The sequence below is a fragment of the Cupriavidus sp. 30B13 genome (genome assembly GCF_049059565.2).
Taxonomy (GTDB): domain Bacteria; phylum Pseudomonadota; class Gammaproteobacteria; order Burkholderiales; family Burkholderiaceae; genus Cupriavidus.
On record NZ_CP188223.1, the window covers coordinates 380,864 to 407,096 of the forward strand.

Consider the following 26,233-nt stretch of genomic DNA (forward strand, 5'->3'; position numbering starts at 1 on the left):
GGCGGCTGCGGCGGCCGCTGCGGCGGCTAGTTGTCCGCCCGCGCCGGCTGCGCGCCGGCCGCGTTGGCGGTGCCGGGCGGGCTTTCGCGCATCAGCGCGCTGGCGTCGTCGATCCATTTCTGGAAGCGCTCGGCCGCGTGGTTCTTCTGCTCGGGCGTGGTCAGGTTGGCGATGGTGGCCGTCAGCACCAGCCCCGCCTCGTTGTTGGCGTCGTAGCGCGCGTCGCGCTCGCGCGTGGGCGGGTTCTGCCAGTGGTCGCCGTAGCGCTTGAGCATCTCCACCACCTGGGCACGGGGCGGATGGGTGGCCTGCACCTGCCGCGCCAGCGCCAGCCATTCCTGCTGGCGCTTGACGCGCTCGTCGTAGCGCGCCTCGGCGCCTTGCACCACCGGCCCCAGCGCGCGGCGGATGGTGTTTTCCTGCTCGTCGGAGAAGCGTCCGTAGATCAGCCGCGCGTAGTCCATCACCTTGTCGTAGCGGGCTTCCTCGCGCGCGGCCGGGTCGGGGCGCAGGTATTCCTTGCGGTACTTGGCGTTGGCGTCGCCGAATTTCTTCTCCATGCGGGCGATCTGCTCGGGCGTGAGCGTGAGCAGCAGGTCGGCCACGTCGGGCGTGGAGCGGTCGAACGCCACGCGCGCCAGGCGCTGGGCGCCTTCCTGGATCCTGGCCACCTCGGCCGGCGTGACCGGCCGCTGCACTTCGCTCTTGGCCTGGCGCAGCAGGCCGGCGATCTCGGGCAGCTGCTCGCGGCGGTGCCAGGCGAAGAAGCGGGCGATGGCGTCGCGCGTGAGCGGCTCCTGGCTGGCGGATACGTCGACATAGTTGTCGATCCACCAGAACGCCAGCCGGTCGCCCTGCTGGTAGCCCAGTTTCATGGCGTTGCAGGCGGCCAGCGCCACCACCGCACCGGCCAGCGCCAGGTGCCGCAAGGCGCGCAAAATCGTCAGAATTGGTGACGAACGGCGCAAAACCCCCATGATAGAATCCTTTCCCGCGCGATCCGGCCGATCCGGCGCTTCCCGGCGCTTACCCTTCCCCTCCGCGGTGGGCTGTGCCGCGCGCCCCGGAACCCCGATCATCAGACCGGCCGGCGCGTCCGCCCCCGCTCCGGTCCGGGGGGCGGCTTCAAACGGTTTCATGGACACACTCACTTAGGATCCTCCTTGTGAATATCGTCATTCTCGCTGCGGGAATGGGCAAGCGGATGAATTCCGCGCTGCCCAAGGTACTGCATCCGCTCGCCGGCCGCCCTCTGCTTGCGCATGTGATTGCCACGGCGCGCCAATTGTCGCCGACGCGGCTGGTGGTGGTGGTGGGGCATGGCGCCGAGCGCGTGCGCGAGGCGGTGGGCGCGGACGACGTCGCCTTTGCCCTGCAGGCCGAGCAGCTCGGCACCGGCCACGCCGTGGCGCAGGCGCTGCCGCTGCTCGACGACAGCCAGCCCACGCTGGTGCTGTACGGCGACGTGCCGCTGACCGAGCCCGGCACGCTGCAGCGCCTGGTGGCCGAAGCCGGCGCGGGGCGCTTGGGCATCCTCACCGTGGAGATGGACGATCCCACCGGCTATGGCCGCATCGTGCGCGAGGGCGGCAGCATCACGCGCATCGTCGAGCAGAAGGACGCCAGCGAGGCGCAGCGCGCCATCCGCGAGATCAACACCGGCATCATCATGGCGCCCACCGGCCACCTGCGCCGCTGGCTGTCGACGCTGCGCAACGACAACGCGCAGGGCGAGTACTACCTGACCGACACGGTCGAGCGCGCCGTCGCCGACGGCGTGGCCGTGGTCTCGGCCCAGCCCGCCGCGCTGTGGGAAACGCTGGGCGTCAACAGCAAGGTGCAACTGGCCGAGCTGGAGCGCATCCACCAGCGCAACCTGGCGCAGCGCCTGCTCGAAGCCGGCGTGACGCTGATGGACCCGGCGCGCATCGACATCCGCGGCGAGCTCACCTGCGGGCGCGACGTCACCATCGACGTCAACTGCGTGTTCGAAGGCCGCGTGCACCTGGAAGACGGCGCCCACGTCGGCGCCAGCTGCGTGATCCGCAACAGCACCATCGGCGCGGGCGCGCGCCTGCAGCCGTTCTGCCACTTCGAGGACGCCAGCGTGGGCGCGCAGGGCCGCATCGGCCCGTACGCGCGGCTGCGTCCCGGCACCGTGCTGGGCGAGGACGTGCACATCGGCAATTTCGTCGAGGTCAAGAACAGCCAGATCGCCGCGCACAGCAAGGCCAACCACCTCGCCTACGTGGGCGATGCCACGGTCGGCTCGCGCGTCAATATCGGCGCCGGCACCATCACCTGCAACTACGACGGCGCCAACAAGCACCGCACCGTGATCGAGGACGACGTCTTCATCGGCTCCGACACGCAACTGGTGGCGCCGGTCACCGTGCGGCGCGGCGCCACGCTCGGCGCCGGCACCACGCTGACCAAGGACGCGCCGGCCGACAAGCTGACGCTGTCGCGCGCCAAGCAGATGACCCTCGACGGCTGGCAGCGTCCGGTCAAGCAGGCCAGGAAATAACCCCCGCCTCCGTGCGGCCCGGCACATGCCGGGCGGCACTGGCAACACGCGGGTGACGGCGCCGCCGTTACCGCGCAAAGCAACCGGCGCGGCCATGACCGCGCCTATCGGGAGAAAACTATGTGCGGCATCGTCGGCGCGGTTTCCACGCGCAACATCGTACCGGTCCTGATCGAAGGCCTGCGCCGCCTCGAATACCGCGGCTATGACTCCTGCGGCGTGGCCGTAGTGCGCGAAGGCGCGCTCGAGCGCGCGCGCACCGTCTCGCGCGTGGCCGACCTGGACGAGCAGACCCGCGCCTCCGGCCTGGCCGGCTTCACCGGCGTGGCGCACACGCGCTGGGCCACCCACGGCAAGCCCGACACCACCAATGCCCACCCGCATTTCTCGGGCGAGACCATCGCGCTGGTGCACAACGGCATCATCGAGAACTACGAGCCGCTGCGCGAAGAGCTGCGCGCGGCCGGCTACGGCTTCGAGTCGCAGACCGACACCGAGGTCGTGGCCCACCTGATCCACCAGGCCTACAGCTATCCCAGCAGCGCCACGCGCGGCGACCTGTTCGCCTCGGTGCGCGCCGTGACCAAGCGCCTGCACGGCGCCTACGCCATCGCGGTGTTCGCCAAGGACCATCCCGAGCGCGTGGTCGGCGCGCGCGCCGGCTCGCCGCTGGTGGTGGCGCTGGGCGAGAACGAATCGTTCCTGGCCTCGGACGCGCTGGCCGTGGCCGGCACGGCCAACCGCATCATCTACCTGGAAGAGGGCGACGTGGTGGAGCTGACCCGCGAGGGCGCCACCATCCGCGACGTGCACGACCACCTGGCCGAGCGCGAAGTGCGCGTGGTCGAGACCCACGCCGCGGCCGTCGAGCTGGGCCCGTACCGCCACTTCATGCAGAAGGAAATCTTCGAGCAGCCGCGCGCGCTCGGCGACACGCTCGAGGGCGTGGACGCCATCACGCCGGAACTGTTCGGCCCCGGCGCGGCGAGCGTGTTCGGCGAGATCGACAGCATCCTGATCCTGGCCTGCGGCACCAGCTACTACTCGGGCTGCACCGCCAAGTACTGGCTCGAGTCGGTGGCGAAGATCCCGACCCAGGTCGAGGTCGCCAGCGAATACCGCTACCGCGAGACCGTGCCCGACCCGCGCGCGCTGGTGGTGGTGATCTCGCAGTCCGGCGAGACCGCCGACACCATGGCCGCGCTGCGCCACGCCAAGTCGCTCGGCCACACCCACACGCTGGCCGTGTGCAACGTGGCCACCAGCGCGATGGTGCGCGAGACCGAACTGCGCTTCCTGACCCGCGCCGGCACCGAGATCGGCGTGGCTTCCACCAAGGCCTTCACCACCCAGCTCGCCGCGCTGTACATGCTGACGCTGGCGCTGGCCAAGGTGCGCGGCAAGCTCGGCGCCGAAGCCGAGGCCGCCGCGCTGACCAACCTGCGCCACCTGCCGGCCGCGCTGCACGGCGTGCTGGCGCTGGAGCCGCAAATCATCTCGTGGTCGGAGGACTTCGCCCGCCGCGAGAACGCGCTGTTCCTGGGCCGCGGCCTGCACTACCCGATCGCGCTCGAAGGCGCGCTCAAGCTCAAGGAAATCTCGTACATCCACGCCGAGGCCTATCCGGCCGGCGAGCTCAAGCACGGCCCGTTGGCGCTGGTGACCGAGGCCATGCCGGTGGTCACGGTGGCGCCCAACGACGCGCTGCTGGAAAAGCTCAAGTCCAACATCCAGGAAGTGCGCGCGCGCGGCGGGCGCCTCTACGTGTTCGCCGACAGCGATACCCACATCCAGTCGAGCGAAGGCATCCAGGTGATCCGCCTGCCCGAGCACTACGGCGATCTCTCGCCGATCCTGCACGTGGTGCCGCTGCAGCTGCTGGCCTACCACACGGCCTGCGCCCGCGGCACGGACGTCGACAAGCCGCGCAACCTGGCCAAGTCGGTCACGGTGGAGTAAGGGCAACAGAGGGCGCGCCGGGCGCACTAGGCGCCGGCGCGGCGGCGCCCGGGGCGGTCCGTGCGGGGCACGGGCAGGCTCACCGGGCGGCCGCGCGGGGTTGGACTCGGCCACGTCGGACATGCGCTTGTATCCCATGCCGCGCCGCCCGCGGGCAAGACGGTGCCGCCAGGGGCGGAGGCGGGGAAGGAAAGCAGTTGTTCACGAGTCGAGTGTTGGCCAGAACGGGGCCGGCCGCTATCGGCCGTCCGCCTACAAGGCTGGCAAGATCTTCAAGGTCTTCAAGGTCCGCCAGGCGGCGGACCCGCTTCCGTGCCCGCTATGCCTTCGTCGCCGGGCGTGCCGAGACTTCGTCATACCATCGCTGCAGGGCGGCGTGCCCGGCGGGGATCGGCATCTTCAGCGCGCCCGCGGCGAAATCGACCGTCACCAGCGTGGTGATGTCGGCCGCCGAGAACGCATCGCCGGCCACGAACGGAACCGAGGCGAGGCGCGCGTCGAAATCGGCGAAGAAGTTCGCCACGCGCTGCCTGCTGCGCCCGACCAGTTCGGGAATCTGCTCATAAGCGTGCGGGCCTGATAGCGCGCGGCCTTTCAGGCCTTCGACCGCGTTGCGCACGCCTTCCATCACCGCCGCGAAGCCGTCCAGCTCGGCGCGGCGCTCCCACATGGCCACCAGCGCGCGCGTCTTCGCCGTGGTGCCCAGCAGCGGATGCCGCGGGAACTCTTCTTCCAGGTAGCGCCAGATGGCGGGCACCTCGGCGATGGTCGTGCCGTCGGCGAGCACCAGCGCCGGCACCTGGCTGCGCGGATTGATGGCCTTGTAGGCCGGCGAAAACTGCTCCTTGTTGCCCAGGTCGACCGCCCGCAGCGGGATTTCGAGCCCCTTCTCGGCGATAAAGATGCGCACGCGGCGCGCGTTGGGCGAGGCCTTGGATTCGTACAGCACGGGCGCGCTGGTCGTCATTTCGTTTCTCCATGTTGAAGGTCCGCCAGCTCTTCGATCGCGTCGACGCGATCGGGATAGAAGGCGAGGTGATCCTTGATCTGCGCCACGGCGGCATAGGGATCTTCGTAGGTCCAGACGGCGTTGACCGAGCGCTCGCCGCCGGACGGGATCGAGTAGTAGGCGCACTCGCCCTTGTAGGGGCAGTAGGTGCCGTGGGTGGTGCGCTCCAGCAGCGTCATGTCCGCATCCTTGCGCGGGACGTACAGCACGGGCGGATAGGCGGCCTCGCGCAGCGTCCATGCTTCGCGCGTATCGGCGATGACCTTGCCGGCGAGCCTGACCACCACCCGCGCGGGATTGCGTTCGATGGTGAGCGGATGGTCGGGGCCCGGGATCTTCACGGGCCGGTTGGGGGCGGGGTTGCCTGACATGGGTGTGCTCCTTGCATGGCATTGCCGGGCGCGCGGGTTTGGCGCGGCCTCCCGATGAGGCCGGCCTGCGCGTCCGCTGTCGAGCCGTTAATCTAGTGGCGGCAGGCGCAAACGGAAAAGACTTTGTAGGCTGGCGGGCATGCCTGCCAGGCATGGTATGCGACAAGCGGGAGACCACGCCCGGAGACTTTGCCTGTCGCCCGCCGGCGAACTGGCCCGCCCGGGCGCGCGAGCGCATTCATCCTCGGCTGGAATGACGCCTATGCGGATGCGCGCCTACCGCAGCGCGGCCGGAATGGATAAATTGGTTTCCAGCGAATCGCCGTGCCGGGCCACCGGAGCAACGTTCCCGGCAGCAATCCGCAGGCCGCCTTCGGCCCCATGTCGAAGGTGCCGGGCGAGTATAAGATTGCCTGTCCGCATGGGATCGCGCCGCGCGCCAGAGGCGACGGCGCCTTGCATCGCGGCCCTGGCCGCGGGCGGCCGCGCCATGTCCGCGCGGCGTTCCGGGACGGCAACGAACGGCACGGCACGGAGTCCCCCGCTCTCGACATTGCCGAGACGGCCTGAGCGGGCGGGACGCATCCGGGGCATGTTCCCCGGGACCTCCCGCCGCCTCATCCACCCAACCAAGAGGTTTCTCATGTCACGCACCATCAAGTTCGCCAAGGCCGGAGGACCGGAAGTCCTCGAATTCGTCGAGACGCAGGTGGCCGCTCCCGGCCCCGCCGAGGTCCGCATCCAGGTCAAGGCGATCGGCATCAACCGCGCCGAGTCCATGTGGCGCAACGACGATTACATCGAACCCGCCCGCTTCCCGGCGGGCCTGGGCTACGAAGCCGCCGGCATCGTCGACGCCGTGGGCGCGGAGGTCGCCGGCATCGCGGTGGGGGACGCGGTCAGCGTGATCCCGGCTTTCTCGATGAACCAGTACTTCACCTATGGCGAGGTGGTGCTGGTGCCGGCCTATGCCGTGGTGAAGCATCCCGCCTCGCTGTCGTTCGCCGAGGCCGCCTCGGTGTGGATGATGTTCGTGACGGCCTACGGCGCGCTCATCGAAGACGCCAAGGTGGGCAAGGGCGACTTCGTCCTGATCCCGGCCGCTTCCAGCAGCGTGGGGCTGGCCGCGATCCAGCTCGCCAACTACGCCGGCGCGACTTCCGTCGCGCTCACGCGCACCGCCGAGAAGCGCCAGCAGCTGATCGACGCGGGCGCCGCGCACGTGATCGTCACCGAAGAGGCCGACCTGCTGCAGGAAACCATGCGCATCACCGATGGCAAGGGCGCGCGCGTGGTGTTCGACCCGGTGGGCGGCCCGAATTTCCAGAAGCTGGTGTCGGCGCTGGCCTTCCAGGGCATCGCCTACATCTACGGCGCGCTCAGCGAAGGCCCCACCACGCTGCCCGTGCTGGACATGATCGGCAAGATGACGGCCGTCAAGGCGCACAACATCTGGCTCACCAGTGGCGACGAAGCGGGCCGCAAGGCCGCGGTGGCCTTCGTCCTCAAGGGCCTGGAGGAAGGCGCGCTCAAGCCCGTCATCGACCGCACCTTCAAGTTCGACGACATCGTGGACGCGCACCGCTACCTGGAGAACAACGGCCAGTTCGGCAAGATCGTGGTGACCGTGTAGCCAGGCCCACGCCGTCCCGCGCCGGCTAGGCCGCCAGGCAGCTCTCCACGAAGCCGGTGAACTGCCTGGCCTTGGTGCTGGCCAGGCGGCCGGTCGGGTACACCGCCGACAGGCTGATGGACGGCAGCACCCAGTCGTCCATCGCCGCGACCACGGCGCCCGACTTCAGCTCGGGCGTGAAGGCCCATTCGGAGGCGATGGCCAGGCCCATGCCGGCCAGCACCGCCGCGCGCAGGCCTTCGGTGGCGTTGATCTTCACCCGGCCCTGCATCTTGACCGAGAACTCGGCGGTCTCCTTGCGGAACTTCCAGTCTTCGCCGCCGCCGTCGCGCGTGTAGATGACGGCCTGGTGCGCCAGCAGGTCGGCGGGAACCGCCGGCGTGCCGTGCCGCCTGAAGTATTCGGGCGTCGCGACCACGCGGCGGCGCGCCTCGGCTATCCTGCGCGCGGTCATGCTGGAGTCCGCCAGCGCGCCCATGCGCAAGGCGACGTCGATGCCTTCGTCGACCAGGTCGATGTTGCGGTCGTCGAGCACCAGCTCCAGTTCCAGGTTCGGGTGCTGCTCCATGAATTGCGGCAGCCGCGGCACGATATGCAGCCGCGCGAAGCACACCGCCGCCGACACCCGCAGCTTGCCGGACAGGCCCGCGGCCGTGCCCCGCGCGGCCAGCACCGCCTCGTCGGCTTCCTCCACGGCGCGCCTGGCGCGCTGGTAGAAATTCCTGCCGGCCTCGGTCGGCGTGAGCGCGCGCGTCGAGCGCAGCAGGAGCTTGACCCCGAGCCATTCCTCCAGGTGCGCGACCGCCTTCGACACGGCCGGCTGGCCGACCTCGTAGTGCCGCGCGGCGGCCGAGAACGAGCCGGTATCCACCACGCGTATGAACATCTCGATTGCCGCAAGGCGGTCCATCCTGATTCTCCGGCGGAATGAATATTCCGCGATTTTGCGCCTTCCGCGGTCCGCGCGGAATGGACAAATGCAGCTTGCCGGCCCCGCCGCGCGGCGGCCGTCGCGGCGCTCGCCCTGGATGCCGTCGCGGGTGGCGCCGACCTCCCGCCGCGGCCGCGCCAGGCAACCTGTCTTCGTCGCGTCACCCAGATGTGGCAAACTGCCGCGCGGATGCGATTCGCCACGCTGGCCGCGGCGGCATCGGTCCTGCGCTCCTGGAGTGGCATGGGCAGCACCGGGCCAGGGTTCCCCGGACACGCAAGAAGGGAACCCGCCCGGCCGCAGGCCGCGCCGAAACCAAAAAGACCTGCCCGATACAGGGCATCCTGCCGCGCTTGCGCGCGTGCCTTCATGCGCCCTTTGCGCAGGCAGGAATAGTAGAAGCTTCGCCTTTGTCGTACATGAGGCAGGGGGGTCTAATGCCCTGCCGCGCACCTTGTCTCGGGAATGACTCATGATTGGCTTGCCGGGCGGCTCGGATGCCGCCTGGATGGTTTGGCCGCGCTGGCCGGGAGACGGGCCGGCGCGGGGTTCTTCTGGCGGGTCTGCTGGCCGGCGTGGCATGGACTGGCGCTGGCCTGCCTGCTGATGGCGCGCGCGGCGGCGGCCGATACGGTTCCGCTGGTGCTGCAAGGCACGGCGGTGTCCTGGCTGCGCGACCCGGGCGGGCACCTCGACATTGCGCAGGTGGCGGCCGCCGGCAGCTTCGAGCCGCTGCGCGGCAGCCTGCGCGCGGGCCGTTCGCCCGATGCCTTCTGGCTGCGCGTGGTGCTGCCCGAAGAGGCGCGCGGCAGCGGCCCCTTGCTGGAAGTGTCCGCGGGCGGGCTGGCCGACGTGCGCCTGTACCAGGCCGAGCGCGGCGGCGGCTGGGCCGAGCGCCTTGGCGGCAACGCCTTGCCCTTCCACCAGCGCGAACTGCCGGTGCGCGGCGCCGTGTTCCGGCTCGCGCAGCCGCGCCCGGGCGACGTGCTCTACCTGCGCGTGCGCAGCGCACAGGCGATGGCGGCCGAGCTGCGGCTGTGGCCGGAGCCCGCGCTGCAGGCCGCGGCCGGCGCCGGCACCCTCGGCGCCGGCATGTACCTCGGCCTGATGCTGACGGTGGTGCTGTTCAACGTGGCCGGCTGGCTGGTGACGCAGCGCAGCCTCTATGGTTTCTTCGCGCTGTTCGTCGCGGCCGGCACCGTGCGCTGGTTCGTCTCCGGCGGGCTGGCCGGCCAGTTCCTGTTTCCCGCCGGCCCCATCGTGCCGCAGCCGCTGGCCGATGCGCTGCTGGGCTTGCAGGCGCTGTGCGCCAACGTATTCCGGGCGCGGCTGCTGCAGTTGCGCGAGCGCGCGCCGCGCCTGCTGCGCTACTTCCACGGCATGATGCTGCTCAGCGCCGCGGCGATGGCGGCCGCGTTCACGGGCCATTTCACCGCGGTCATGACGCTGCTCTACCTGGGCACGCTGGCGGGCCACTTGCTTTCGATCCCCGTGTATGCCGGCCTGTGGCGCACCGGCGGGCCGGCCGGGCGCCTGATCGTGGCGGCCCTGATGATGTATGGCGCCATGCTGCTGCCCGGCATGCTGGGCGCGCTGGGGCTGGTGCCGCTGCATGCCTTCACGCTGCGGATGGCCCAGCTGGTGGACCTGCCGGCGGTGCTGGCGCTGCACCTGGTGATCGTGCTGCGCATGCGCGATGCCGAGCGCGAGCGCAACCTGGCGAGGCTGCAGGCCAGCCACGCCGTCGCCGCCTCGCAGCGCGAACGCGATGCGCGCGAAGAGCAGGGCCGCCTGCTCGCCATGATGGCGCACGAGGTGCGCACCCCGGTGGCGGTGATCGATGCCGCCGCCTACAGCCTGCGCCTGCTCGACGATGGCCGCGCCGACCGCCCCGACCGCGCCCAGCGCGACAGCCGCTACCAGAGCATCCGCCTGGCCGTGCGGCGGCTCACGCTGCTGAGCGAACTGGCCGAGGCGCGCGAGCGGATGGCGCACGGCGAGGAGCGCCTGCGGGCCGCCCCGCTCGACCTGCCCGCCCTGAGCCGCGAGGTGCTCGCCACGCTGGAGCCGCGGGCCGCGGCCCGGATCGTGCTGGATGTGCCGGCGGAGGCGGGCGGCGAGGCGCTGCCGCCGCTGGCCGCGGACGCGCGCCTGCTGCATTTCGCGCTGCTCAACCTGATCGACAACGCGCTCAAGTACGCCCACGCGTGGACCGTGGTGCGCATCGAGATCGCCGCCCGCGACGACATGGGCCGGCGCGGCGTGGCCTGGCGCATCCGCGACCGCGGCCCCGGCGTGCCGCCCGGCAAGGAAGAGGCGATCTTCGAGAAATTCCACCGGCTCGACGAGCTCGCCGGCCATCCCGGCCTCGGGCTCGGGCTGCCGCTGGCGCGCAAGATCGCCGAGCTGCACGGCGGCTCGCTGCGCTATGAGCCGGACTGGCGCGCGGGCGCCTGCTTCGCGCTGTGGCTGCCGGAGGCCGCATGACGCGCCTGCTTTCCGCCTCCCTGGCCGCCAGCCGCGCGGCGATCGCCAGCGCCGCGGCGCCGCGCGCGCCCATCGCGCTGGTGGAGGACAACGCGCTGCTGCGGGCCGAGCTGATGTTCCACCTCGCCCACGCGGGTTATGCCCCCAGCGGGCTGGCCCACGGCGCGGCGCTGGACGCGCACCTGGCCAGCCAGCCGTGCCGGCTGGTGGTGCTCGACCTCGGCCTGCCCGGCGAGGACGGGCTCTCGATCTGCGAGCGCCTGCGCCGCACGCGTCCCGAACTCGGCATCGTGGTGCTGACCGCGCGCGGCGCCCTGCCGCACCGGCTGGCGGGCCTGCGCGGCGGCGCCGACGCCTATCTCGTCAAGCCGGCGCCCCCGGAGGAGCTGCTGCTGGTGATCGCCAACCTGCTGCGCCGCCTCGATGCCGCGCCGGCGCCGGCGCCCGAGGCGCCGCCGGTCTGGCGCCTCGACGCGCACCGCCTGGCCGCCTTCGCGCCCGATGGCCGGGCGCTGGTCCTGACCCGCGTCGAATGCCTGCTGCTGCAGGCCCTGGCGCGCAGCGCGCCGCGCGCGGCCACGCGCCGGCAACTGGTGGAGGCGCAGGGCGGCAACTATCTCGCGTTCGACGAGCACCGCATCGAGGTCGCCGTCAGCCGCCTGCGCGGCAAGCTCTCGCAGGCCTGGCCGCACGCGCCGGTCATCCGCACGGTGCGCGGCGTCGGCTACCTGCTGGTGCAGCCCTGGCTGCTGCTGCCGGGCCCCGGCGCGTAGCGCGCCGCGCGGCGAATCGCGGTGAGTTGCCGCGAGCCGCCGCGAGCTGCCGTGAGCATTTGTGAGCTTTGCCGGGCCTTATTTTTGTATGCTGCTCCGCCACGGGCGCGGCCCGTCATCGTGACCAGGCGGCAACGGCGGGATTATCCATCTCCCCCGGGGCCGGTGAACGCAGAGACAAGAAGCATGGAGCAGGGATGAGGCAGGGCGAGCTATTGGGCAGGGTGGTGGAAGGCGCGGTCCTGCGCATCACCCGCGACCCCTGGGGCAATCTGTTGCCGAGCGTGACGCTGGTCGAGCCCGGGCCGCACGGCAAGGCCGAGGTCGTGCACCGGTGGCAGATCCGCAAGATGATGGATGCGGGTTTGCTGACCTACGACAAAGGCACGCCGGAGCGCTCGGACAAGCTGTTGCCGACCGCGGCCGGGCTGGCCGCGGGGCAGGCCTGGAACCGCGCGAAGAGCCGGGACGGCGGCGCGCACGGCGGGGAAGGGTAGCGCCGGCGCGCCCCGCGCGGCCGCCCGGGGTGCCGCGATACTCCGGGAGACTACGCGGCGGCGCCTCGCGGCGCGCGCGTCCAGACGCCGTCGACCAGGCGGTCGATGCCCAGCGGGTTGGCGTCCTTCAGCGCGTCCGGCAGCAGCGCGTCGGCGAAGTTCTGGTAGCAGACCGGGCGCAGGTAGCGGTCGATGGCCAGGGTGCCGACCGAGGTGCCGCGCGCGTCGGAGGTGGCGGGATAGGGGCCGCCATGCACCATCGCGTCGCACACTTCCACGCCGGTCGGATAGCCGTTGACCAGCAGCCGGCCCACCTTCTGCTCGAGCCGCGCGACCAGCGCGGCGCAGTCCGCCAGTTCGTCGTCGTCCGCGATCAGCGTGGCGGTCAGTTGCCCGCGCAGGCTGTCGACGAGGCGGCCCAGCTCTGCCGCGTCGGCCGCCTCGACCACCACCGTGGAGGGGCCGAAGACCTCCTCCTGCAGCAGCGCGTCGCCTTCCAGCAGCAGCGCCGCCTCGGCCTCGAACACCTGGGCGCCGGCCTTGCCGTTGCGCAGCGCCGCCCCGGCCAGGCGCGCCACGCGCGGGTGCGCCGCCAGCGCCTGGGAGCCGCGCGCATAATGGTCCAGCCCGGCCGCGCTCAGCATGGTCTGCGCCGGCTGCGCCTCGACCGCCGCGCACAACTGCCGCACGAACGCGGAAAACGCTTCGCTGCGCACGCCCAGCACCAGGCCCGGGTTGGTGCAGAACTGCCCGGCGCCCAGCGCGACCGACGCCGCCAGCTCCGCCGCCACCTGCGCGCCGCGGCGCGCCAGCGCGCGCGGCATGACCAGCACCGGGTTGATGCTGCTCATCTCGGCGAACACCGGGATCGGCTGCGGCCGCGCGGCAGCCATGTCGCACAGCGCGCGCCCGCCGCGCAGCGAGCCGGTGAAGCCGACCGCCTGGATGGCCGGATGCTTGACCAGGCGCTCGCCCACGCGGTCGCCGAACACCATGTTGAAGACGCCGGCGGGCATGCCGAGCCGGCGCGCCGCGCGCAGGATCGCGTCGGCGACTTCCTGCGCCGTCGCCATATGGCCCATGTGCGCCTTGAACACGACCGGGCAGCCGGCGGCCAGCGCCGAGGCGGTGTCGCCGCCGGCGGTCGAGAACGCCAGCGGGAAGTTGCTGGCGCCGAACACCGCCACCGGGCCGATGCCGGTGCGGTACTGGCGCAGGTCCGGGCGCGGCTGGGGCTGGCGCGCGGGCTGGGCGCTGTCGATGCGCGCGCCGAGGAAGTCGCCGCGGCGCAGCACCTGCGCGAACAGGCGCATCTGGCCGCTGGTGCGGCCGCGCTCGCCGCGGATGCGCGCGGCGGGCAGCGCGGTTTCGCGGCAGACCAGCTCGACGAAATCCTCGCCGAGCGCGTCGATCTCGTCGGCGATGGCGTCGAGGAATTCGGCGCGGCGGCCCGGCGCGAGCGCGCGGAAGGCCGGGAAGGCCGCGGCCGCGGCCTGCGCGGCGGCGTCGATCTCCGCGGGCGTGGCCTCGACGAAGCGCGGCGGCAGGCGTTCGCCGCTGGCCGCGTCGACGCTGTAGAGGAAGGCCGAGCCTTCGGCGCGGCGCTCGCCGCCTATATAGTTGTAGCCCGACGTTTCCGGCATGGCGATGGTCTCCTGAGGGTGGGGGGATGGATCTGCGATCCGCGGCAAGGCGCGCGGCAGGGGCGAGCCGGCCGCGCGCCCCCGGCGGTCGACTGTAGCGGCCGCGGCCGCGCGCGGCCAATGACGTTTGGGCGTGGGGCGATAAGCAGCCGTTATCGGCCGGCTGCCGCCGGCGGGCCGATTCCTGCGCCCGGCGCAAGACTGTCTGGACGCCCCGGCAAGCCCGCCGGGCGCCGCAGCCGATATAGTGGCGCTTCCTCCCGCACCGCCCTTGCCATGAGCCACACCGTTCCGTCGCTGCACATCCTCGCCTCCCGCCTGCGCCTCAAGCAGCTGCGCCTGCTCATCGAGCTCGACCGCCACGGCTCGCTGCACAAGGCCGCCGACGAGATCGCCATCTCGCAGCCGGGCGCGACCAAGGTGCTGCGCGAGATCGAGAACCTGCTCGGCATGCCGCTGTTCGAGCGCCAGCCCAAGGGGCTGGTGGCCAACGACCTGGGCCGCTGCGTGATCCGCTACGCGCGCCTGATCTACAGCGACCTGGAACACCTGCGCGAAGAGATGACCGCCATCGCGCAGGGCCACGGCGGGCATCTCGCGGTGGGGGTCATCATGGGCGCCGTGCCGCTGCTCACGCGGGTGCTGGCGGCGCTGCGCCGCAAGCACCCGACGCTGTCGGTGGAGGTGGTGGAGGACACCAGCGCGCGCCTGCTCGGCCTCGTCGACGAAGGGCGCGTGGACGTGGCCATCTGCCGCAGCGGCGTGAGCCGCCGGCCCGGCGCCTACGCCTGCCTGCCGCTGGACGAGGAACCGCTGGCGGTGGTGGTGGCCCGCGCGCATCCGCTGGCCGGCGCGCCGTCGGTGGAACTGGAAGCGCTCAGCGGCTCGAGCTGGATCGCCTATCCGGCCGACATGCCGATGCGCGTGGCGCTGGAGCGCGAGCTGGCCAATGCCGGCATCAAGGCGCCGCGCTTCCCGCTGGAAACCGCCTCCACCTTCGCCACGCTCACCATGCTGCAGGAAGACCCCACGCTGGTGGCGGTCATGCCGCGCGAGGTGGCGCTGTTCGGCGAGCGCTTCGGCCTGGTGGCGCGCCTGCCGGTCACGCTGCCGGCGCTGGAAGAGCCGTTCGGCGTGATCAGCCGCGCCGGCTCGGCGCCGTCGCCGGGCGCGCGCCTGCTGATCGGCGAACTGTTCGCGGGGCGCCCCGGCGGCGTGCCGCAGCCTACTTGATGACCAGCGGGTTGACCGGCGCGCCGGTGCCGCCGACGATCTTCAGCGGCGCCGCGGTATAGAGGAACTGCCACTGGCCGTCGCGCGCGCAGTCCTCGGCCAGCGCGTCGAGCTGCGCGACTTCGGCGAAGGCCACGCCGAGGTTGCGCATCAGCGCCGCGTGCAGCGGGATCATGACGCCCGAGCGCGGGTCCACCGTGACCTCGTTGCCCATGGTGTCGGTCACCAGGTTGGGAATCTCCATGGCGTGGAACCACTCCACCAGCTCGCGGCTGAAGGTCAGGCCCGGCTCGACGAAGTCGCTGTAGAACTCGGCCGCCTCGCGCTCGTAGAACGAGCCGATCCAGCCGGTGCGGATGATGAGGATGTCGCGCGGCTCGATGGCGGTGCCCTGGGCCCGCGCCGCCGCCAGCAGGTCGTGGTGGGTGAAGGTCTCGCCCTTGTCCAGCACCGCCTTGCCGCGGTGGCGCGCCATGTCGACGAGCACCGCGCGGCCGGCCACGCCGCGCTCGGCGATGGGCACGATGCTGGCGCGCGCCATGCTGCCGATGGTGCTCATGGCGTCGTAGCCGTTCCACAGCTTGTCGTCGTACCAGACGTGGCCCAGCGCGTCGTACTGGGTGGAGCCCTGCACGTGCATGAAGATCACGTCGTCGGAGAACTCGACGTTGCCGTCGAAGTGCGCCTTGCCGGCCAGGTAGTGGCCCTTGTCCAGCACGTTCATGCGCATCGACGGCCGGCGGCCCGGGAACAGCGGCTCGCCCTTCTCGTGGCCGATCGGGATCTGCAGCGTGAAGGTGCGGCCCTGCCGCACCGCGGCGATGCCGCGCAGCACCTGCTCGGCCTGCAGGTAGTTGAGCGCGCCGACCTCGTCGTCGGGGCCCCACTTGCCCCAGTTGGTCGGCAGGCCTTCGAGCAGTTGCCCGATGTCCGGGTTGTTGTTGGAACCGTGTACGCACATGGCGATGTCTCCTGTTTTTCGTTGGCGGCCGCCCGCCGCTGGCGCACTGCCCGCGGCGGCGGCCTTGTGCTGTCAGCGGATGGGCGAGAACGCCGCGGGCCGGAGCAGCTGCGATTCCTGCTTGATCAGCATCGGGAAGGCCTTGGGCACGAAGCGCTCGAGCCAGTCCGGGTCGCGGTACAGCGCGGCGCGGCGCTCGATGCGCTCGTCCAGGCTCTGGTAGGCCCAGATGTGCACGACCTGGTTGAGTTCGCCGATCTCGGTGTACCACCAGCCCACCAGCGTGGCGTAGCGCGAGATCACCGGCAGGCCCTCCTTCTCGAAGTGCTGCAGGTATTCCTGCATCTTGCCGATCTGGATGGTGTAGGTGCGCATTTCGTAATGCATGGACAGCTTCCTTGTTGACGATGGAACGTGACGGTGGAGCGCAGGCGCGACGCGATGGCGGCCTACAGCACGCCGTGATAGGCGTTGGTGATGATGCGTTCGATGTCGGCGGCGGTGGTCAGCCGCGGGTTGACCAGCACGTTGCCGCTGCGCATCGAGTCGCTGACCATCTGCGGCAGGTAGGCCAGGTCCACGCCGAGCTCGCGGATGGTGGCGGGAATGCCCAGCGCCTGGTTCAGCTCGGCCACCTGCCCCACCACCGCGCGCGCCGCTTCGTCCACGGACATGGCGCGCGTGTCCACGCCCAGCGCGATGGCGACGTCGCGCAGCCGCTCGGGGCAGGCCGGCGCGTTGAAGGCCAGCACGTACGGCAGCAGCGCCGCGTTGGCGATGCCGTGGGCGATGTTGAACACGCCGCCGAAGGTGTGCGAGATGGCATGCACGTTGCCGAGCTTGGACTGCGAGAACGCCACGCCCGCCAGGAAGGAAGCCAGCAGCATGTGCTCGCGCGCGGCCACGTCGGAGCCCACGTAGAAGGCGCGGCGCAGGTTCTCGCCGATCATGCGCACCGCGCCGATGGCCAGCGCCTGGCTGACCGGGTTGGCCTGCTTAGACACGTACGATTCGATCGCGTGGGTGAGCGCGTCCATGCCGGTGGCGGCGGTGATCGACGGCGGCAGGCCAAGCGTGAGGCTGGCGTCGAGGATGGCCAGCCTGGGGAACAGCGCGGGGCTGATGATGACCGTCTTGAACAGCGTCTCCTGGTTGGTGAACACCGTGGACGCCGTGCACTCGCTGCCGGTGCCCGAGGTGGTGGGAATGGCGAACACCGGCAGCGGCGCGTGCTTCAGGCGGTCATAGCCTTCGTAGTCGAGGATGCTGCCCGGGTTGGTGGCCATGGCGGCCACGCCCTTGGCGGTGTCGATGCTGCTGCCGCCGCCCACGCCGATCACGGTGTCGCACTCGTGCGCCTTGAGGAAGGCCACCGCCTGGTCCAGCACGGCGGTGCTGGGATTGGGCTCCACGCCCGAGAACACCTCGTAGCCGATGTCCTCGGCGCGCAGCGAGGCGAAGAAGCCGTCGAGCAGGCCGCAGCCCGCCAGCCCGGCGTCGGTCACCACCAGCAGCCGGCGGCGCAGGTGCGGCTTGAGCAGGGCGCCGGCCTGCGCGGCCAGGCCGATGCCGGACTTCAGCATGGTCGGGAAGTAATAGTTGAATGCGTTCATGGCGGTCTCGTACGGGTTGGCCGCGGCGCGCCGGCGGCGCCGCGCGGCATGGGCAGGGCAAAGGCGGGCCTGGGGGTGTGGCGGTGTCCCGGTCTTGTCGTGAGGGGGAAGCCGGCGCTCTGGCGGCGCCGGACGTCATCCACGGCCGCTACCTTACAAACCGCGCCGCCGCGGCGGTAATGAAAAGACCTGATTGGCGGATAACCGCCGCTTATCCCCGCCCGCCGCGCGGCCATGCCCGGGCGGCCCCGGCATCCCCGGCATCCCCGGCATCCCCGGTTATCGGGCGATGACCAACTCTCACTAGGCAAGCCGGCGGCGCGGTCCTACATTGCCGCCATCGCGCCACCGCCGGCACGGCATGGCGCCGCAAGCGCCGCGGCCGCGGCCGCGGAAAAACACAATCACAAGGAAGAGACAGCATGAAATCCGCCGATGCCCTCAACGCCGGCACCGCCGCCGACGCCGGCGCGCCCGCCGCCGACGCCGGCGCGCCCGCCGGCACCGCGCCCGCCATGCGCGCGGCCACGCCGGCCCGCCCGAGCAACGTGCGCTGGCGCATCTTCCTCATCATGCTGCTGCTGACGGCGATCAACTACATCGACCGCGCCTCGCTCTCCGTGGCGCTGCCGCTGATCGCGCCCGAGTTCGGCCTCTCGCCCGCCGCCGAAGGCCTCGTGCTCAGCGCCTTCTTCTGGTCCTACGCGCTGATGCAGGTCCCGGTGGGCGCGCTGCTCGACCGCTATCGCACGCGCGGCATCATCGCCACGGCGACGGTGGCCTGGGGCGCCTTCCAGGCGCTCGGCGCGGGCGCCCACAACGGCGTCGTCCTGCTGCTCACGCGCGTGGGGCTGGGCGTGGCCGAATCGCCGATCATGCCCGCCGGCGCCAAGCTGACCGGCGCGTGGCTCACGCCCAACGAGCGCGGGCGCGGCGCGGTGCTGGTCGACGGCGGCGCGCCGCTGGGCAGCGCGCTCGGCGCCATCCTCATCGCGGGCCTGATCGCATGGCTGGGCTCGTGGCGCATCGCCTTCGTCGTCTCGGGCGCCGGCACCATGCTGGCGGGCTGGCTGGCGTGGCACTACATCCGCAACCATCCGGCCGAGCACCCCGGCGTCAACGCGGCCGAACTCGAACACATCACGCGCGCCAACGGCGCGCGCGAAGGCGCCCGCGCCGCCGCCGCGCCGCCGCTGCGCGAACTGCTGCGCGACCGTTCCATCCTCGCCATGTTCGGCGGCTACAGCTGCGTGCTCAGCGTGTTCTACGGCCTGCTGACCTGGATGCCGAGCTACCTGCACAAGACCCACGGGCTCGACATCTCGGCCATGGGCGGCGCCACCTTCGTGATCTTCATGTCGGGGTTCGTCGGCGAGCTGATCGGCGGCTACGTCGGCGACCGGTGGAAATCCTCGGGCGCCTCGCCCAACCTCGTGATGCGCAGCATGTTCAGCGGCTCCGCCCTGGTGGCGGCGGCCTGCATCCTGGCGGCGGCCTGCACGCCCGACGCCGCGCGCGTGGTCGTCCTGCTGTGCGTCGCCATGTTCTTCATCCGCTGGTGCGGCATGTACTGGTGCCTGCCCGCCATCATCGGCGGCAGCGAGCGCACCGGCGTGCTGGCCGGCATCATGAACTTCTGCGGCAACATGGCCGGCGTGGTGGTGCCGCTGCTGATCGGCGCGATCGTGCAATGGTCCGGCTCGTACTTCCTGGCGCTGCTGTTCTTCGTGGCGATGGCGGTGCTGCTGGCCGTGTGCTCGAGCCTGATCGACTACCGGCAGCGCCCGCTGGACTGAGCGCCGGCGCTGGCGGGCTGGCGTGCCGCCCGCATCACCGTGCCGGGCCTGCCGCAGCGGACCCGGCGCGCGCGCCGTGCAGAGTTTTCCGTTTCCGGATACACTGCGCCCCGCACTACGAGGACGCCGCCACGGCGTCCTTCGCAGCGGCGGGGTGGCAGAGTGGTTATGCGACGGTCTGCAAAGCCGTACACGGCGGTTCGATTCCGTTCCCCCCGCCTCCATAAGGCCCTGATTAGTCAGGGCTTTTTTTATTTCCTGCGGGAGCGTGTCGCGCCTGAAAGTGATGCGCAGTGGTATAAATCTGCCTGAAACCACTCCGAAAGAGTGGGGAACCACGCGTGTGATTGTCCATTTGGCAATACACGCCAGTGTAATTTCGGGCGGACGATGGCGACGAAAAGACAGAGATCAGCGGGCTCGTGGGAATACGTGGTGCGCCGTAAGGGCCTGCTACCCAAGCCGCTCTACTTTACCTTCTCCAGCGAGGCCGAGGGCGATGCCTATGTCGCCCGGCTCGAGCGGCTACTCGACGCCGGTGTCGTGCCGCAAGAGTTCGTCGATTCTCGATCCTCCATCGTGACAGGCCTGGACGCGATCAGGGAGTACGTCTCCCATCACGCCGTCTCGATCACTGACCGTCCGTTGTTGAATGCCCTCGCCAGCAAGGATGTCGTGGCGTCCGCCAGGCTGGCCAGCATCGACTATCGCTGGGTGCAGTCGTGGGTGACGGCGATGAAGCGAGAGGAGAATCTGTCGCCGTCGACGATTCGGCACTACGTGGGCGCTCTCGCGCGCTGCTTTGACTGGTGCGTGTTGCGCCCGGCGCCCGGCTTTCCTCTGAATCCCATTCGCCTGCTGCCGCGGCGGTATGCAACCTATAGCGAGATGGACCAGGCGGCCGTCTTGGCGCAGGACCTGGCGCCAAAGGCCGATGTGGAGAGAGATAGGCGCTTGCCGCCCCATGAGGAGAAGGAGATCAATCTCGTTCTCGCCGGCGCCCGGCCGAGGCGTCGCCAGCGCCCACTGACGTTGCCCTGGCAGGCCGCGCTCGAGCTGCTATTCGTTCTCGCTGTCGAGACTGCCATGCGGCTGCGCGAGATGTACACCCTGTCGATCGATCAGGTCGATTTGGCGGGGAGAACCGTGGCGCTCGAGAAGACCAAGAACGGCGACAAACGTCCGGTGCCGTTGTCGACGGTGGCGGTTGCGGCCATCAAGCGCTACCAGTCGCTGGTGGCCGCCGGCGAGCGCGGCATGGCCGGATTCTCGTTCGATGGTGGCTGGCTCTTTCCCTGGTGGGGTGGTGACAAGGCCGTGCTGGGCAAGGTGTCCAGAAAGCTATCGAACCAGTTCAGCAGGGTCTTCGACGCGGCCGGGTGCCCGGATCTCATCTTTCACGACCTGCGCCACGAGGCCACGTCGCGGCTCTATGAAAAGACGACGCTCACGGACCTGCAGATCGCCAAAATCACCGGCCACAAGACGCTGGCCGTCTTGCGCCGGTATGCAAATCTGAGGGGGAGTGATCTGGCTGCTCGCCTCTGGTGATGTGATGTCGGGCTACACCGAAGGGTGAGGCTGGGGAATCTCAGGCAGGGCGGGTGGAGCGCCGCGTCGGCGGCCGCGCCGGCGTATGGGGGCCACTGTCGGTTGAGGCGTCTGGAAGCTGGTCGCCACTTGCGTTTGGACCTGCCTCTCGCTGGTCTGCCGGCGAGATTCACGGCGCAGATATTCAACAAGGTCGTCCTCCATGAACACCCAGGCATGGCCGATGCGAGCGCCGAATATCTCGCCGTTCTGCGCCAGCCGCAGCACCGTTTCCCGGCAGACCTTGAGAAACTCGGCGCATTCGTTGGTGTCTAGCGTGCGCATTGAGCTTCCCCGCCCGTCGAAGTCTGTTCCGCCGTGCCCACTTCCTGGGCCGGAGCCATACCGATGGCGGTGCGCATCTCGATAACGGTCTCGGGGTTCTCCTCGCGCCATCGCTGCCAGCTTTCGTCCGTCAGCTTCCATTCGATCCATTCCTGGCAATCAGGCTTGGCGAGAAACGGTTTGCGGTGCTTGCTGCACCGCTCGCAGCGCTGCGGCCGACGGGCGGTGATCCACAGATGGGCGGCGCAAAAGTACAGGCCGCATCCGTGCTCTCCACCGTATGGCTCGCCGCCGCAGACGTAGGAAAGGCCGCGGTGGATCTCGGCGCTGCACCCAGGGTGATCGCACACGGCCGGTACGCTATAGCCAATGTCGCGGTTCCAGTTGTTGTCGTATCCGATGCTCCAGCTCATCATGCACCTCCTATGGGGGTGGCATGGAAAGGGCTCTCGATCTCGGCCAGCAGCACATCGCACACGACTTCCCACAGGCGCGAGGGCGGCCACTGGTAGCGGTCGAAATCGGCATCCGGGTGGATGCCAACGCGGCAGGTCGAGTGAGCGCCTTTGCGGAACTCCTCGGACTTGTACATCAGCGTGGCAACCTTGCCGTTCCCTGCGGGCTCCGTGCGGTGGTAGACATAGGCGCGAATGCGGTATTCATCGCCTGCCTCGATGGCACGACGATAGTCCTGGATCAGGTCGCAGCGCCCATCAGGTACCCAAGGGCGGCCACCCCTGGCTGTGCGAGCGCCTTCATGCAGATACATGACATATTCGCCTGACTCCTCCGCGGGATAGTGGCGATAGCCGATGTCGACCTGGGTACCGACCAGCACGCGCGAGCGGAAGCTGAAACGATGGTCGTGAATCGATGAGTGCTCGAAGCAGCGTCGGCGCGGGAGCTCCGGGTGCCAGACATGCAGGCGTTGGTTGTTGGGCAGTTGGACCTGGACAAAGCCGAGGCCGTGCAGGGTGATCTTGTCGGTCATTACATCGTCGACGATCATGGTCAGCTCCTCGGGAATCCATCGTGCTGCACGCCGTCGAGCAGGCGGCCGGCGGCCTTCTTGCCGACGCGCCCCATGCATTGCATGTCGTCGATCTGGCCATCGGTAGAGTCGCACCACATGGGGTACCCGGCATCCTCCCAGTGGTCTCGCTGCCATTCCACTGTCGGGAATCGAGTCTGCTCTGGCGGGTCATCGATCCGTGCATCGTTGAAGTCGGCCCAGGGCAGATATTCTCCCCACTGCTTGAACAAGAACGGTACTCCGGCGGCCGCGCACTGGTCGCGCAGGCTGCGAGCCCAGTCGGGATGCATCGGCCGCGCGCCGGGGCCGCTCTCGCCGCCGACGATCACCCACGACACACCGCAATAGCGCTCGCACAGGATGTGCTCACCAGCGTCGTTCCGACTGATCCCGTGCTTGTCAGTACGCTCGCAATACCCGATCCACTTGGCCAGATCCACCGGCCCCAGCAGCGGCTCCATGCTCAGAAAGCGCACGCGCGCTGGCGTGGCCAGCAGCTTCGGGATGTCGCGGTCGGCTTCGGCCTGGTTGACGACCGTGGCGCCGAGCCAGACGTTCGGCCAGGGCGCATCCGCCCATTTTGTGAGGCCGTGTGACAGCTCGCTGAGCGCGTCATCCAACATGGCATGAGCGTTGCCGATTCGCTTCGTCAACAGAAGCCAGTCGAGGTTCGGGGTGTCGGCGACGAGCTGCAGCAGGTCGGCGCGCCATGTCGGGTCGACGGCGTTGTCGAACACGTCAGCCAGGCTCGCGCAGAACACCCGCTGCCGGCGACCGTGCTCGGCGAAAAACTCCTTGTGCCGCGCGTTCCATGCCAGCGGCTTGCGCCAGTTGGCGGGCGACGTGCGCATGCGTTCCCCCTTCGGTCCCCACGTGACCCGGCCCAGCCGCGTGTCCATCTGCGCCTCGGCGTAGCAGTGGTCACAGCCCGGCGACACCTTCGTGCATCCAATCCACGGATTGAACGTGTGGTCGGTCCACTCGATCTTGCTGTTCTCGCTCACGCTGTCTCCCCGCTGTTGGTGTGGAGGGCGGCATCGATGCGGTCGCGAATGACCTGCAGCGTGAGCGGGGCAGCTTCCCGAACCTCGAACGCCGCCTGAACGCGGCGCTGCTCGGCGGTCATCGCGGAGCCGTTCATATGGGCCAACATCGAGCCGAGCAGCGCGACGAACCGGGCTGCGTCCTGCGGATCGTTGGCGCCGGCGGCGCGCGCCTCGCTGGGCTGCTCTGCGGCCAGGATGGCGCGAATCCCCTCTGCGACCTCGTAAAGTTCCGCGCTGTATTCCTCATGGGGCACGGAGCGAAACTCGAACGCGCCCGTATCTGGATCAGCTGCGCCAAACTCCGAATCGTGGTCCTCTCGGCGCTTGTCCACCCACTTCGCAGCAGCTTCGATGCCGGCCGCGAACGTCAGCGCCTTGGCGCTCGGTTGCGGGGCGGCAGGTGGGGCGGCGAGTACCTTCAGGTCTTGCGGGTGTGAGTACGACCAGCCAAGTGCCAGCATTGCGGAATCGAATGCCTTCCCGCATTCAGCAGGAATACCGTCTTCTTGTGCGCCCCACCAACGCATCGCCTTGACCATCTCCGCCAGCGCTAGCGTCTTGGAATCCGTCAGCGCGGCAGGCGATGCGCTCGGCGCAGGGGCGGCGGCAAGCATGTCCTGATATACGACGGTGATGCTGTTGGCAGACCACCTTCGCGCTTGCTGACCGGCCCATGTCATCGCGTCGGTCGGCCTGACCGGCACCAACTGCCATCCCTCCGGCGCCGCTTGTTGCGCGCCGGCGCTCGGCGCGCTCTGCTTGACGGTCCCTTGGATGGTGAGCGCAGCTCGACCCTTGTCCGTCACCGTGAAGCGCGTGCACTCCAGCAGACCCTGGGCGGCCCAGGCCATGAGCATGGTGTGAGGCACCTCGGCGTCCACGCCATCATCGAAGTTCTCGACGGCGCGGCGCAATGCCTCCACGTCGAGCGGCGCGGCGCGCTGGCCGAACCACGCGCGAATCGAATCTGCAACCTGTTGCGGATCACAGACCGAGCCGCCGGGAACGGTGTCGCGCAGCAATTGCTCGACATCGAGGGCGAGCGTATCGGAGGGCCGTCTTGCGACCGCGATTTCTGTCTGCAGTTCAGCAAGGAGCGCCTTCCCGCGCTTGATGCGCTCGGCCTCCTTTTCCGGCGTGTTCGTGTAGGCGTGGTGGCGCTGCGCAGTCTCGATCACGAAGCGATGGGGAATGCCCTTGCCGAACCGCGCGTTGCCGACTTGAGCGGGGGCGTCCAGGCGGGGCTCCACCGCCGGGCTTGGCAATGTTGCAGCTGCGGGCGGGTACACCTTCAACATGTCGGCGAGCGCGGCCTGCAGGCCTTCCTCCGTGATCGTCTGGCCCTCGCAGTGGTCGATCAGCCAGCTCGGGAACTTGTCCCACGCGATGATGATGGTAGGGCTGGTCATTGGATGCCTCCGAGCTGGGGCAGCAGGGCGTGGAAGGCCTGCAGGAGATGGACTTGCTTCGGCGTGAGGTCGACGGCCTGGCCATCGACCGAGATCAGGACCGAGCCGTCCGCGCGTGCGATCACGGCCACGTCGGTGGGCAGGATCTGCACGGCGGGAGTGGGGTCAAAAAACTCAGTGGTCGGCGCCAGCGCTGCGGCAAGGGCTGGCCAGGGCTCCTCCGGCAGCTCGGCCGGCGGCTGCTCTGCCGCTTCTGGCTGCGGCAGCGGGGCCAGGTGGTAGCGGCCTTCACGCACGGCAAGCCGCCCATCCCGAACGGCGATGGAGAGGTAGGCGCCCGGGTGCGCGCCGGCCTTGAGGCCCATCGCCTCGACCAGCTCGGCATTCGTCGCCGGGCCGTGCTCGGTGATGTGCTCGATCGCGAGCTGGACGCGGGTCTTTTCTTTCGGCTTGCTCGCTTCAGCCTTGGCGGCCGGCGCGAGGTTGAAGGCGCTGGCGGGGAATGCCGGCGGCCGCGGCGCGCCGGCGGCTGGCACTGTTGCTTGCGAGGGGGGCTCGATGTCGCGGTCAAGCATGGGTGCCTCCCGCAGGGTGGTCGCTGGGGAAATCGGCGGCGGTCAGCACATAGGGGCGCGAATTCGTCACCGTGAAGAATCTCGGCGCGCAGTGCGTGCGCAGCCAGGCCTGCAGGAAGCGATCGAGCTGCGATGTGGCCTCCTCGTCGAGGTCGTCAGGGTAGCCGTCGGCAAACTCGCCACCTTCGTCGGCACCACGGTCCCCGACCATCTCAAGTACGTCGTCGGCATCGAAGAAAGCCGCCGGGTCCGGGTAAGTAGCCTGGCCGAGGTAGACGGTATCGCCGACCTTGAGCAGGTCGTTTTCCTCGAGCAGCTCCTCGAGCGAGTGGTGCCGGAACTCCTCGTCGTCGGTGCTCCAGGCCTCTACTTCTTCCGTGTTCCAGCCGGGATCGGCCAGCGGCAGGCCTGCGGCATAGCAGTGCGTGATGAGCGCCTGCGTCAGAACGTGGGGCGCGGCCCCGCGCTGATGCAGCATCATGGCGAAATTGGCCACGTCGATGGGCTTGCCCTTGACGACGGCGCCGACCAGCAGCGCGGCAATGTATTCGACGGTGCTTTCCTCGGGGTCGTGCCAGCCGCCGCGGCCCTCGGCGCGCTTCTCGGCCAGGCGCTGTTTCATCGCCTCGGCCGTGCCGTCGACGGCGATGTCGTCGAGGTGTTGCTGCTCCTTGTGAGCGATGACCACGTGCAGAGCATCCTCGACATCCTGGGCTGCGTTGCGCTCCTGGATCTGCAGGTCGCCCTTGAGGTCGTGGTGTGTGCGGCGCATGTTGAGCGCGGCGAGCCAGCTGCGGCCGGCACTGACCAGGTTGGCCAGTGCTTCACGCATGGTGCCGACGGCGGTATCGTTCTGTGCCAT

General features: G+C 69.9%; 24 protein-coding genes and 1 tRNA gene. 10 read left to right on the forward strand and 15 right to left on the reverse strand.

The window, feature by feature from the left end; all coding sequences use genetic code 11:
• Positions 1-26 precede the first annotated feature (26 nt).
• Positions 27-977: a DUF6279 family lipoprotein gene (locus ACKI2N_RS01710; protein ID WP_420994064.1), complete on the reverse strand. Its 951-nt coding sequence runs from the start codon at positions 975-977 to the stop codon at positions 27-29.
• Positions 978-1,165: 188 nt separating this feature from the next.
• On the opposite strand from ACKI2N_RS01710, the gene glmU reads away from it, so the two are divergent.
• Positions 1,166-2,527 (forward strand): bifunctional UDP-N-acetylglucosamine diphosphorylase/glucosamine-1-phosphate N-acetyltransferase GlmU, encoded by a 1,362-nt coding sequence (gene glmU, locus ACKI2N_RS01715; protein ID WP_420994065.1) that lies wholly within the window; start codon positions 1,166-1,168, stop codon positions 2,525-2,527.
• Between the two features lie 120 nt (positions 2,528-2,647).
• Positions 2,648-4,486 carry a glutamine--fructose-6-phosphate transaminase (isomerizing) gene (glmS, locus tag ACKI2N_RS01720; protein WP_420994066.1) on the forward strand — a complete coding sequence of 613 codons (1,839 nt, stop codon included), beginning with the start codon at positions 2,648-2,650 and terminating at the stop codon, positions 4,484-4,486.
• 319 nt (positions 4,487-4,805) lie between these two features.
• Here glmS and ACKI2N_RS01725 read toward each other — a convergent pair whose 3' ends face one another.
• A complete protein-coding gene (locus tag ACKI2N_RS01725) occupies positions 4,806-5,453 on the reverse strand; it encodes a glutathione S-transferase family protein (RefSeq protein ID WP_420994067.1) in 648 nt (215 codons plus the stop codon).
• Positions 5,450-5,866 carry a DUF427 domain-containing protein gene (locus ACKI2N_RS01730; protein WP_420994068.1) on the reverse strand — a complete coding sequence of 139 codons (417 nt, stop codon included), beginning with the start codon at positions 5,864-5,866 and terminating at the stop codon, positions 5,450-5,452. Before ACKI2N_RS01730 ends, ACKI2N_RS01725 begins: the two co-directional genes overlap by 4 nt.
• A 643-nt stretch (positions 5,867-6,509) precedes the next feature.
• Between ACKI2N_RS01730 and ACKI2N_RS01735 the strand changes: the two genes are divergently transcribed.
• Positions 6,510-7,499, forward strand: a complete 990-nt coding sequence (locus tag ACKI2N_RS01735; protein WP_420994069.1) for a zinc-dependent alcohol dehydrogenase family protein — start codon at positions 6,510-6,512, stop codon at positions 7,497-7,499.
• Between the two features lie 25 nt (positions 7,500-7,524).
• Here the strand turns inward: ACKI2N_RS01735 and ACKI2N_RS01740 are convergent, their stop codons facing one another.
• Positions 7,525-8,409: a LysR family transcriptional regulator gene (locus ACKI2N_RS01740; RefSeq protein ID WP_420994070.1), complete on the reverse strand. Its 885-nt coding sequence runs from the start codon at positions 8,407-8,409 to the stop codon at positions 7,525-7,527.
• Between the two features lie 486 nt (positions 8,410-8,895).
• On the opposite strand from ACKI2N_RS01740, the gene ACKI2N_RS01745 reads away from it, so the two are divergent.
• The 3 genes from ACKI2N_RS01745 (at position 8,896) to ACKI2N_RS01755 (ending at position 12,187) form a co-directional block, all read left to right on the forward strand.
• Entirely contained in the window at positions 8,896-10,917 is a 2,022-nt protein-coding gene (locus ACKI2N_RS01745; protein ID WP_420994071.1) for a sensor histidine kinase, read from the forward strand.
• A complete protein-coding gene (locus ACKI2N_RS01750) occupies positions 10,914-11,690 on the forward strand; it encodes a response regulator transcription factor (RefSeq protein WP_420994072.1) in 777 nt (258 codons plus the stop codon). The genes ACKI2N_RS01745 and ACKI2N_RS01750 overlap by 4 nt, the downstream gene beginning before the upstream one ends.
• A gap of 197 nt (positions 11,691-11,887) precedes the next feature.
• Positions 11,888-12,187: a hypothetical protein gene (locus ACKI2N_RS01755; protein ID WP_420994073.1), complete on the forward strand. Its 300-nt coding sequence runs from the start codon at positions 11,888-11,890 to the stop codon at positions 12,185-12,187.
• A gap of 50 nt (positions 12,188-12,237) precedes the next feature.
• On the opposite strand, the gene ACKI2N_RS01760 is transcribed toward ACKI2N_RS01755, so the two are convergent.
• Positions 12,238-13,830 (reverse strand): aldehyde dehydrogenase (NADP(+)), encoded by a 1,593-nt coding sequence (locus tag ACKI2N_RS01760; protein ID WP_420994074.1) that lies wholly within the window; start codon positions 13,828-13,830, stop codon positions 12,238-12,240.
• Between the two features lie 276 nt (positions 13,831-14,106).
• Here ACKI2N_RS01760 and ACKI2N_RS01765 point away from each other — a divergent pair, with 276 nt between their 5' ends.
• Entirely contained in the window at positions 14,107-15,063 is a 957-nt protein-coding gene (locus tag ACKI2N_RS01765; RefSeq protein ID WP_420994075.1) for a LysR family transcriptional regulator, read from the forward strand.
• Here the strand turns inward: ACKI2N_RS01765 and ACKI2N_RS01770 are convergent.
• From ACKI2N_RS01770 to ACKI2N_RS01780, 3 genes are all read right to left on the reverse strand, one after another.
• A complete protein-coding gene (locus ACKI2N_RS01770; RefSeq protein WP_420994076.1) occupies positions 15,056-16,024 on the reverse strand; it encodes a cyclase family protein in 969 nt (322 codons plus the stop codon). The two genes, ACKI2N_RS01765 and ACKI2N_RS01770, sit on opposite strands and share 8 nt — an antisense overlap.
• A gap of 72 nt (positions 16,025-16,096) precedes the next feature.
• The gene (locus ACKI2N_RS01775; RefSeq protein ID WP_420994077.1) at positions 16,097-16,411 is read right to left on the reverse strand and encodes an NIPSNAP family protein; all 315 of its coding nucleotides are present in this window, start codon (positions 16,409-16,411) and stop codon (positions 16,097-16,099) included.
• A 62-nt stretch (positions 16,412-16,473) separates the two neighbouring features.
• A complete protein-coding gene (locus ACKI2N_RS01780) occupies positions 16,474-17,637 on the reverse strand; it encodes an iron-containing alcohol dehydrogenase (protein WP_420994078.1) in 1,164 nt (387 codons plus the stop codon).
• 515 nt (positions 17,638-18,152) lie between these two features.
• Here ACKI2N_RS01780 and ACKI2N_RS01785 point away from each other — a divergent pair.
• The 3 genes from ACKI2N_RS01785 to ACKI2N_RS01795 all read left to right on the forward strand — a co-directional run bounded on the left by ACKI2N_RS01785 (position 18,153) and on the right by ACKI2N_RS01795 (position 20,984).
• On the forward strand, positions 18,153-19,433 hold the full coding sequence (locus tag ACKI2N_RS01785; protein WP_420994136.1) for an MFS transporter: 1,281 nt from the start codon (positions 18,153-18,155) through the stop codon (positions 19,431-19,433).
• Between the two features lie 148 nt (positions 19,434-19,581).
• Positions 19,582-19,657, forward strand: a tRNA-Cys gene (locus ACKI2N_RS01790).
• Between the two features lie 208 nt (positions 19,658-19,865).
• On the forward strand, positions 19,866-20,984 hold the full coding sequence (locus tag ACKI2N_RS01795; protein ID WP_420994079.1) for a site-specific integrase: 1,119 nt from the start codon (positions 19,866-19,868) through the stop codon (positions 20,982-20,984).
• A gap of 12 nt (positions 20,985-20,996) precedes the next feature.
• Here ACKI2N_RS01795 and ACKI2N_RS01800 read toward each other — a convergent pair whose 3' ends face one another.
• Genes ACKI2N_RS01800 through ACKI2N_RS01830 form a run of 7 tightly spaced genes read right to left on the reverse strand, consistent with a single transcriptional unit; the run spans position 20,997 to position 26,233 of the window.
• The gene (locus tag ACKI2N_RS01800) at positions 20,997-21,308 is read right to left on the reverse strand and encodes a helix-turn-helix domain-containing protein (protein WP_420994080.1); all 312 of its coding nucleotides are present in this window, start codon (positions 21,306-21,308) and stop codon (positions 20,997-20,999) included.
• A complete protein-coding gene (locus tag ACKI2N_RS01805; RefSeq protein ID WP_420994081.1) occupies positions 21,296-21,724 on the reverse strand; it encodes a hypothetical protein in 429 nt (142 codons plus the stop codon). Before ACKI2N_RS01805 ends, ACKI2N_RS01800 begins: the two co-directional genes overlap by 13 nt.
• Positions 21,721-22,317 (reverse strand): hypothetical protein, encoded by a 597-nt coding sequence (locus tag ACKI2N_RS01810; RefSeq protein ID WP_420994082.1) that lies wholly within the window; start codon positions 22,315-22,317, stop codon positions 21,721-21,723. Before ACKI2N_RS01810 ends, ACKI2N_RS01805 begins: the two co-directional genes overlap by 4 nt.
• A 2-nt stretch (positions 22,318-22,319) precedes the next feature.
• Positions 22,320-23,345: a phage Gp37/Gp68 family protein gene (locus ACKI2N_RS01815; protein WP_420994083.1), complete on the reverse strand. Its 1,026-nt coding sequence runs from the start codon at positions 23,343-23,345 to the stop codon at positions 22,320-22,322.
• Positions 23,342-24,796 (reverse strand): hypothetical protein, encoded by a 1,455-nt coding sequence (locus ACKI2N_RS01820; RefSeq protein WP_420994084.1) that lies wholly within the window; start codon positions 24,794-24,796, stop codon positions 23,342-23,344. The genes ACKI2N_RS01815 and ACKI2N_RS01820 overlap by 4 nt, the downstream gene beginning before the upstream one ends.
• Positions 24,793-25,371 (reverse strand): hypothetical protein, encoded by a 579-nt coding sequence (locus ACKI2N_RS01825; RefSeq protein WP_420994085.1) that lies wholly within the window; start codon positions 25,369-25,371, stop codon positions 24,793-24,795. The genes ACKI2N_RS01820 and ACKI2N_RS01825 overlap by 4 nt, the downstream gene beginning before the upstream one ends.
• A complete protein-coding gene (locus tag ACKI2N_RS01830; protein ID WP_420994086.1) occupies positions 25,364-26,233 on the reverse strand; it encodes a hypothetical protein in 870 nt (289 codons plus the stop codon). The genes ACKI2N_RS01825 and ACKI2N_RS01830 overlap by 8 nt, the downstream gene beginning before the upstream one ends.

Excerpts from the sequence above, each read along its gene's own strand:
- ACKI2N_RS01710 (WP_420994064.1), bottom strand. The coding sequence starts at position 977 with ATGGGGGTTTTGCGCCGTTCGTCACCAATTCTGACGATTTTGCGCGCC.
- glmS (WP_420994066.1), top strand. The coding sequence starts at position 2,648 with ATGTGCGGCATCGTCGGCGCGGTTTCCACGCGCAACATCGTACCGGTC.
- ACKI2N_RS01725 (WP_420994067.1), bottom strand. The coding sequence starts at position 5,453 with ATGACGACCAGCGCGCCCGTGCTGTACGAATCCAAGGCCTCGCCCAAC.
- ACKI2N_RS01730 (WP_420994068.1), bottom strand. The coding sequence starts at position 5,866 with ATGTCAGGCAACCCCGCCCCCAACCGGCCCGTGAAGATCCCGGGCCCC.
- ACKI2N_RS01735 (WP_420994069.1), top strand. The coding sequence starts at position 6,510 with ATGTCACGCACCATCAAGTTCGCCAAGGCCGGAGGACCGGAAGTCCTC.
- ACKI2N_RS01740 (WP_420994070.1), bottom strand. The coding sequence starts at position 8,409 with ATGGACCGCCTTGCGGCAATCGAGATGTTCATACGCGTGGTGGATACC.
- ACKI2N_RS01745 (WP_420994071.1), top strand. The coding sequence starts at position 8,896 with ATGACTCATGATTGGCTTGCCGGGCGGCTCGGATGCCGCCTGGATGGT.
- ACKI2N_RS01750 (WP_420994072.1), top strand. The coding sequence starts at position 10,914 with ATGACGCGCCTGCTTTCCGCCTCCCTGGCCGCCAGCCGCGCGGCGATC.
- ACKI2N_RS01755 (WP_420994073.1), top strand. The coding sequence starts at position 11,888 with ATGAGGCAGGGCGAGCTATTGGGCAGGGTGGTGGAAGGCGCGGTCCTG.
- ACKI2N_RS01760 (WP_420994074.1), bottom strand. The coding sequence starts at position 13,830 with ATGCCGGAAACGTCGGGCTACAACTATATAGGCGGCGAGCGCCGCGCC.
- ACKI2N_RS01765 (WP_420994075.1), top strand. The coding sequence starts at position 14,107 with ATGAGCCACACCGTTCCGTCGCTGCACATCCTCGCCTCCCGCCTGCGC.
- ACKI2N_RS01770 (WP_420994076.1), bottom strand. The coding sequence starts at position 16,024 with ATGTGCGTACACGGTTCCAACAACAACCCGGACATCGGGCAACTGCTC.
- ACKI2N_RS01775 (WP_420994077.1), bottom strand. The coding sequence starts at position 16,411 with ATGCATTACGAAATGCGCACCTACACCATCCAGATCGGCAAGATGCAG.
- ACKI2N_RS01780 (WP_420994078.1), bottom strand. The coding sequence starts at position 17,637 with ATGAACGCATTCAACTATTACTTCCCGACCATGCTGAAGTCCGGCATC.
- ACKI2N_RS01785 (WP_420994136.1), top strand. The coding sequence starts at position 18,153 with ATGCGCGCGGCCACGCCGGCCCGCCCGAGCAACGTGCGCTGGCGCATC.
- ACKI2N_RS01800 (WP_420994080.1), bottom strand. The coding sequence starts at position 21,308 with ATGCGCACGCTAGACACCAACGAATGCGCCGAGTTTCTCAAGGTCTGC.
- ACKI2N_RS01805 (WP_420994081.1), bottom strand. The coding sequence starts at position 21,724 with ATGATGAGCTGGAGCATCGGATACGACAACAACTGGAACCGCGACATT.
- ACKI2N_RS01810 (WP_420994082.1), bottom strand. The coding sequence starts at position 22,317 with ATGATCGTCGACGATGTAATGACCGACAAGATCACCCTGCACGGCCTC.
- ACKI2N_RS01820 (WP_420994084.1), bottom strand. The coding sequence starts at position 24,796 with ATGACCAGCCCTACCATCATCATCGCGTGGGACAAGTTCCCGAGCTGG.
- ACKI2N_RS01825 (WP_420994085.1), bottom strand. The coding sequence starts at position 25,371 with ATGCTTGACCGCGACATCGAGCCCCCCTCGCAAGCAACAGTGCCAGCC.
- ACKI2N_RS01830 (WP_420994086.1), bottom strand. The coding sequence starts at position 26,233 with ATGGCACAGAACGATACCGCCGTCGGCACCATGCGTGAAGCACTGGCC.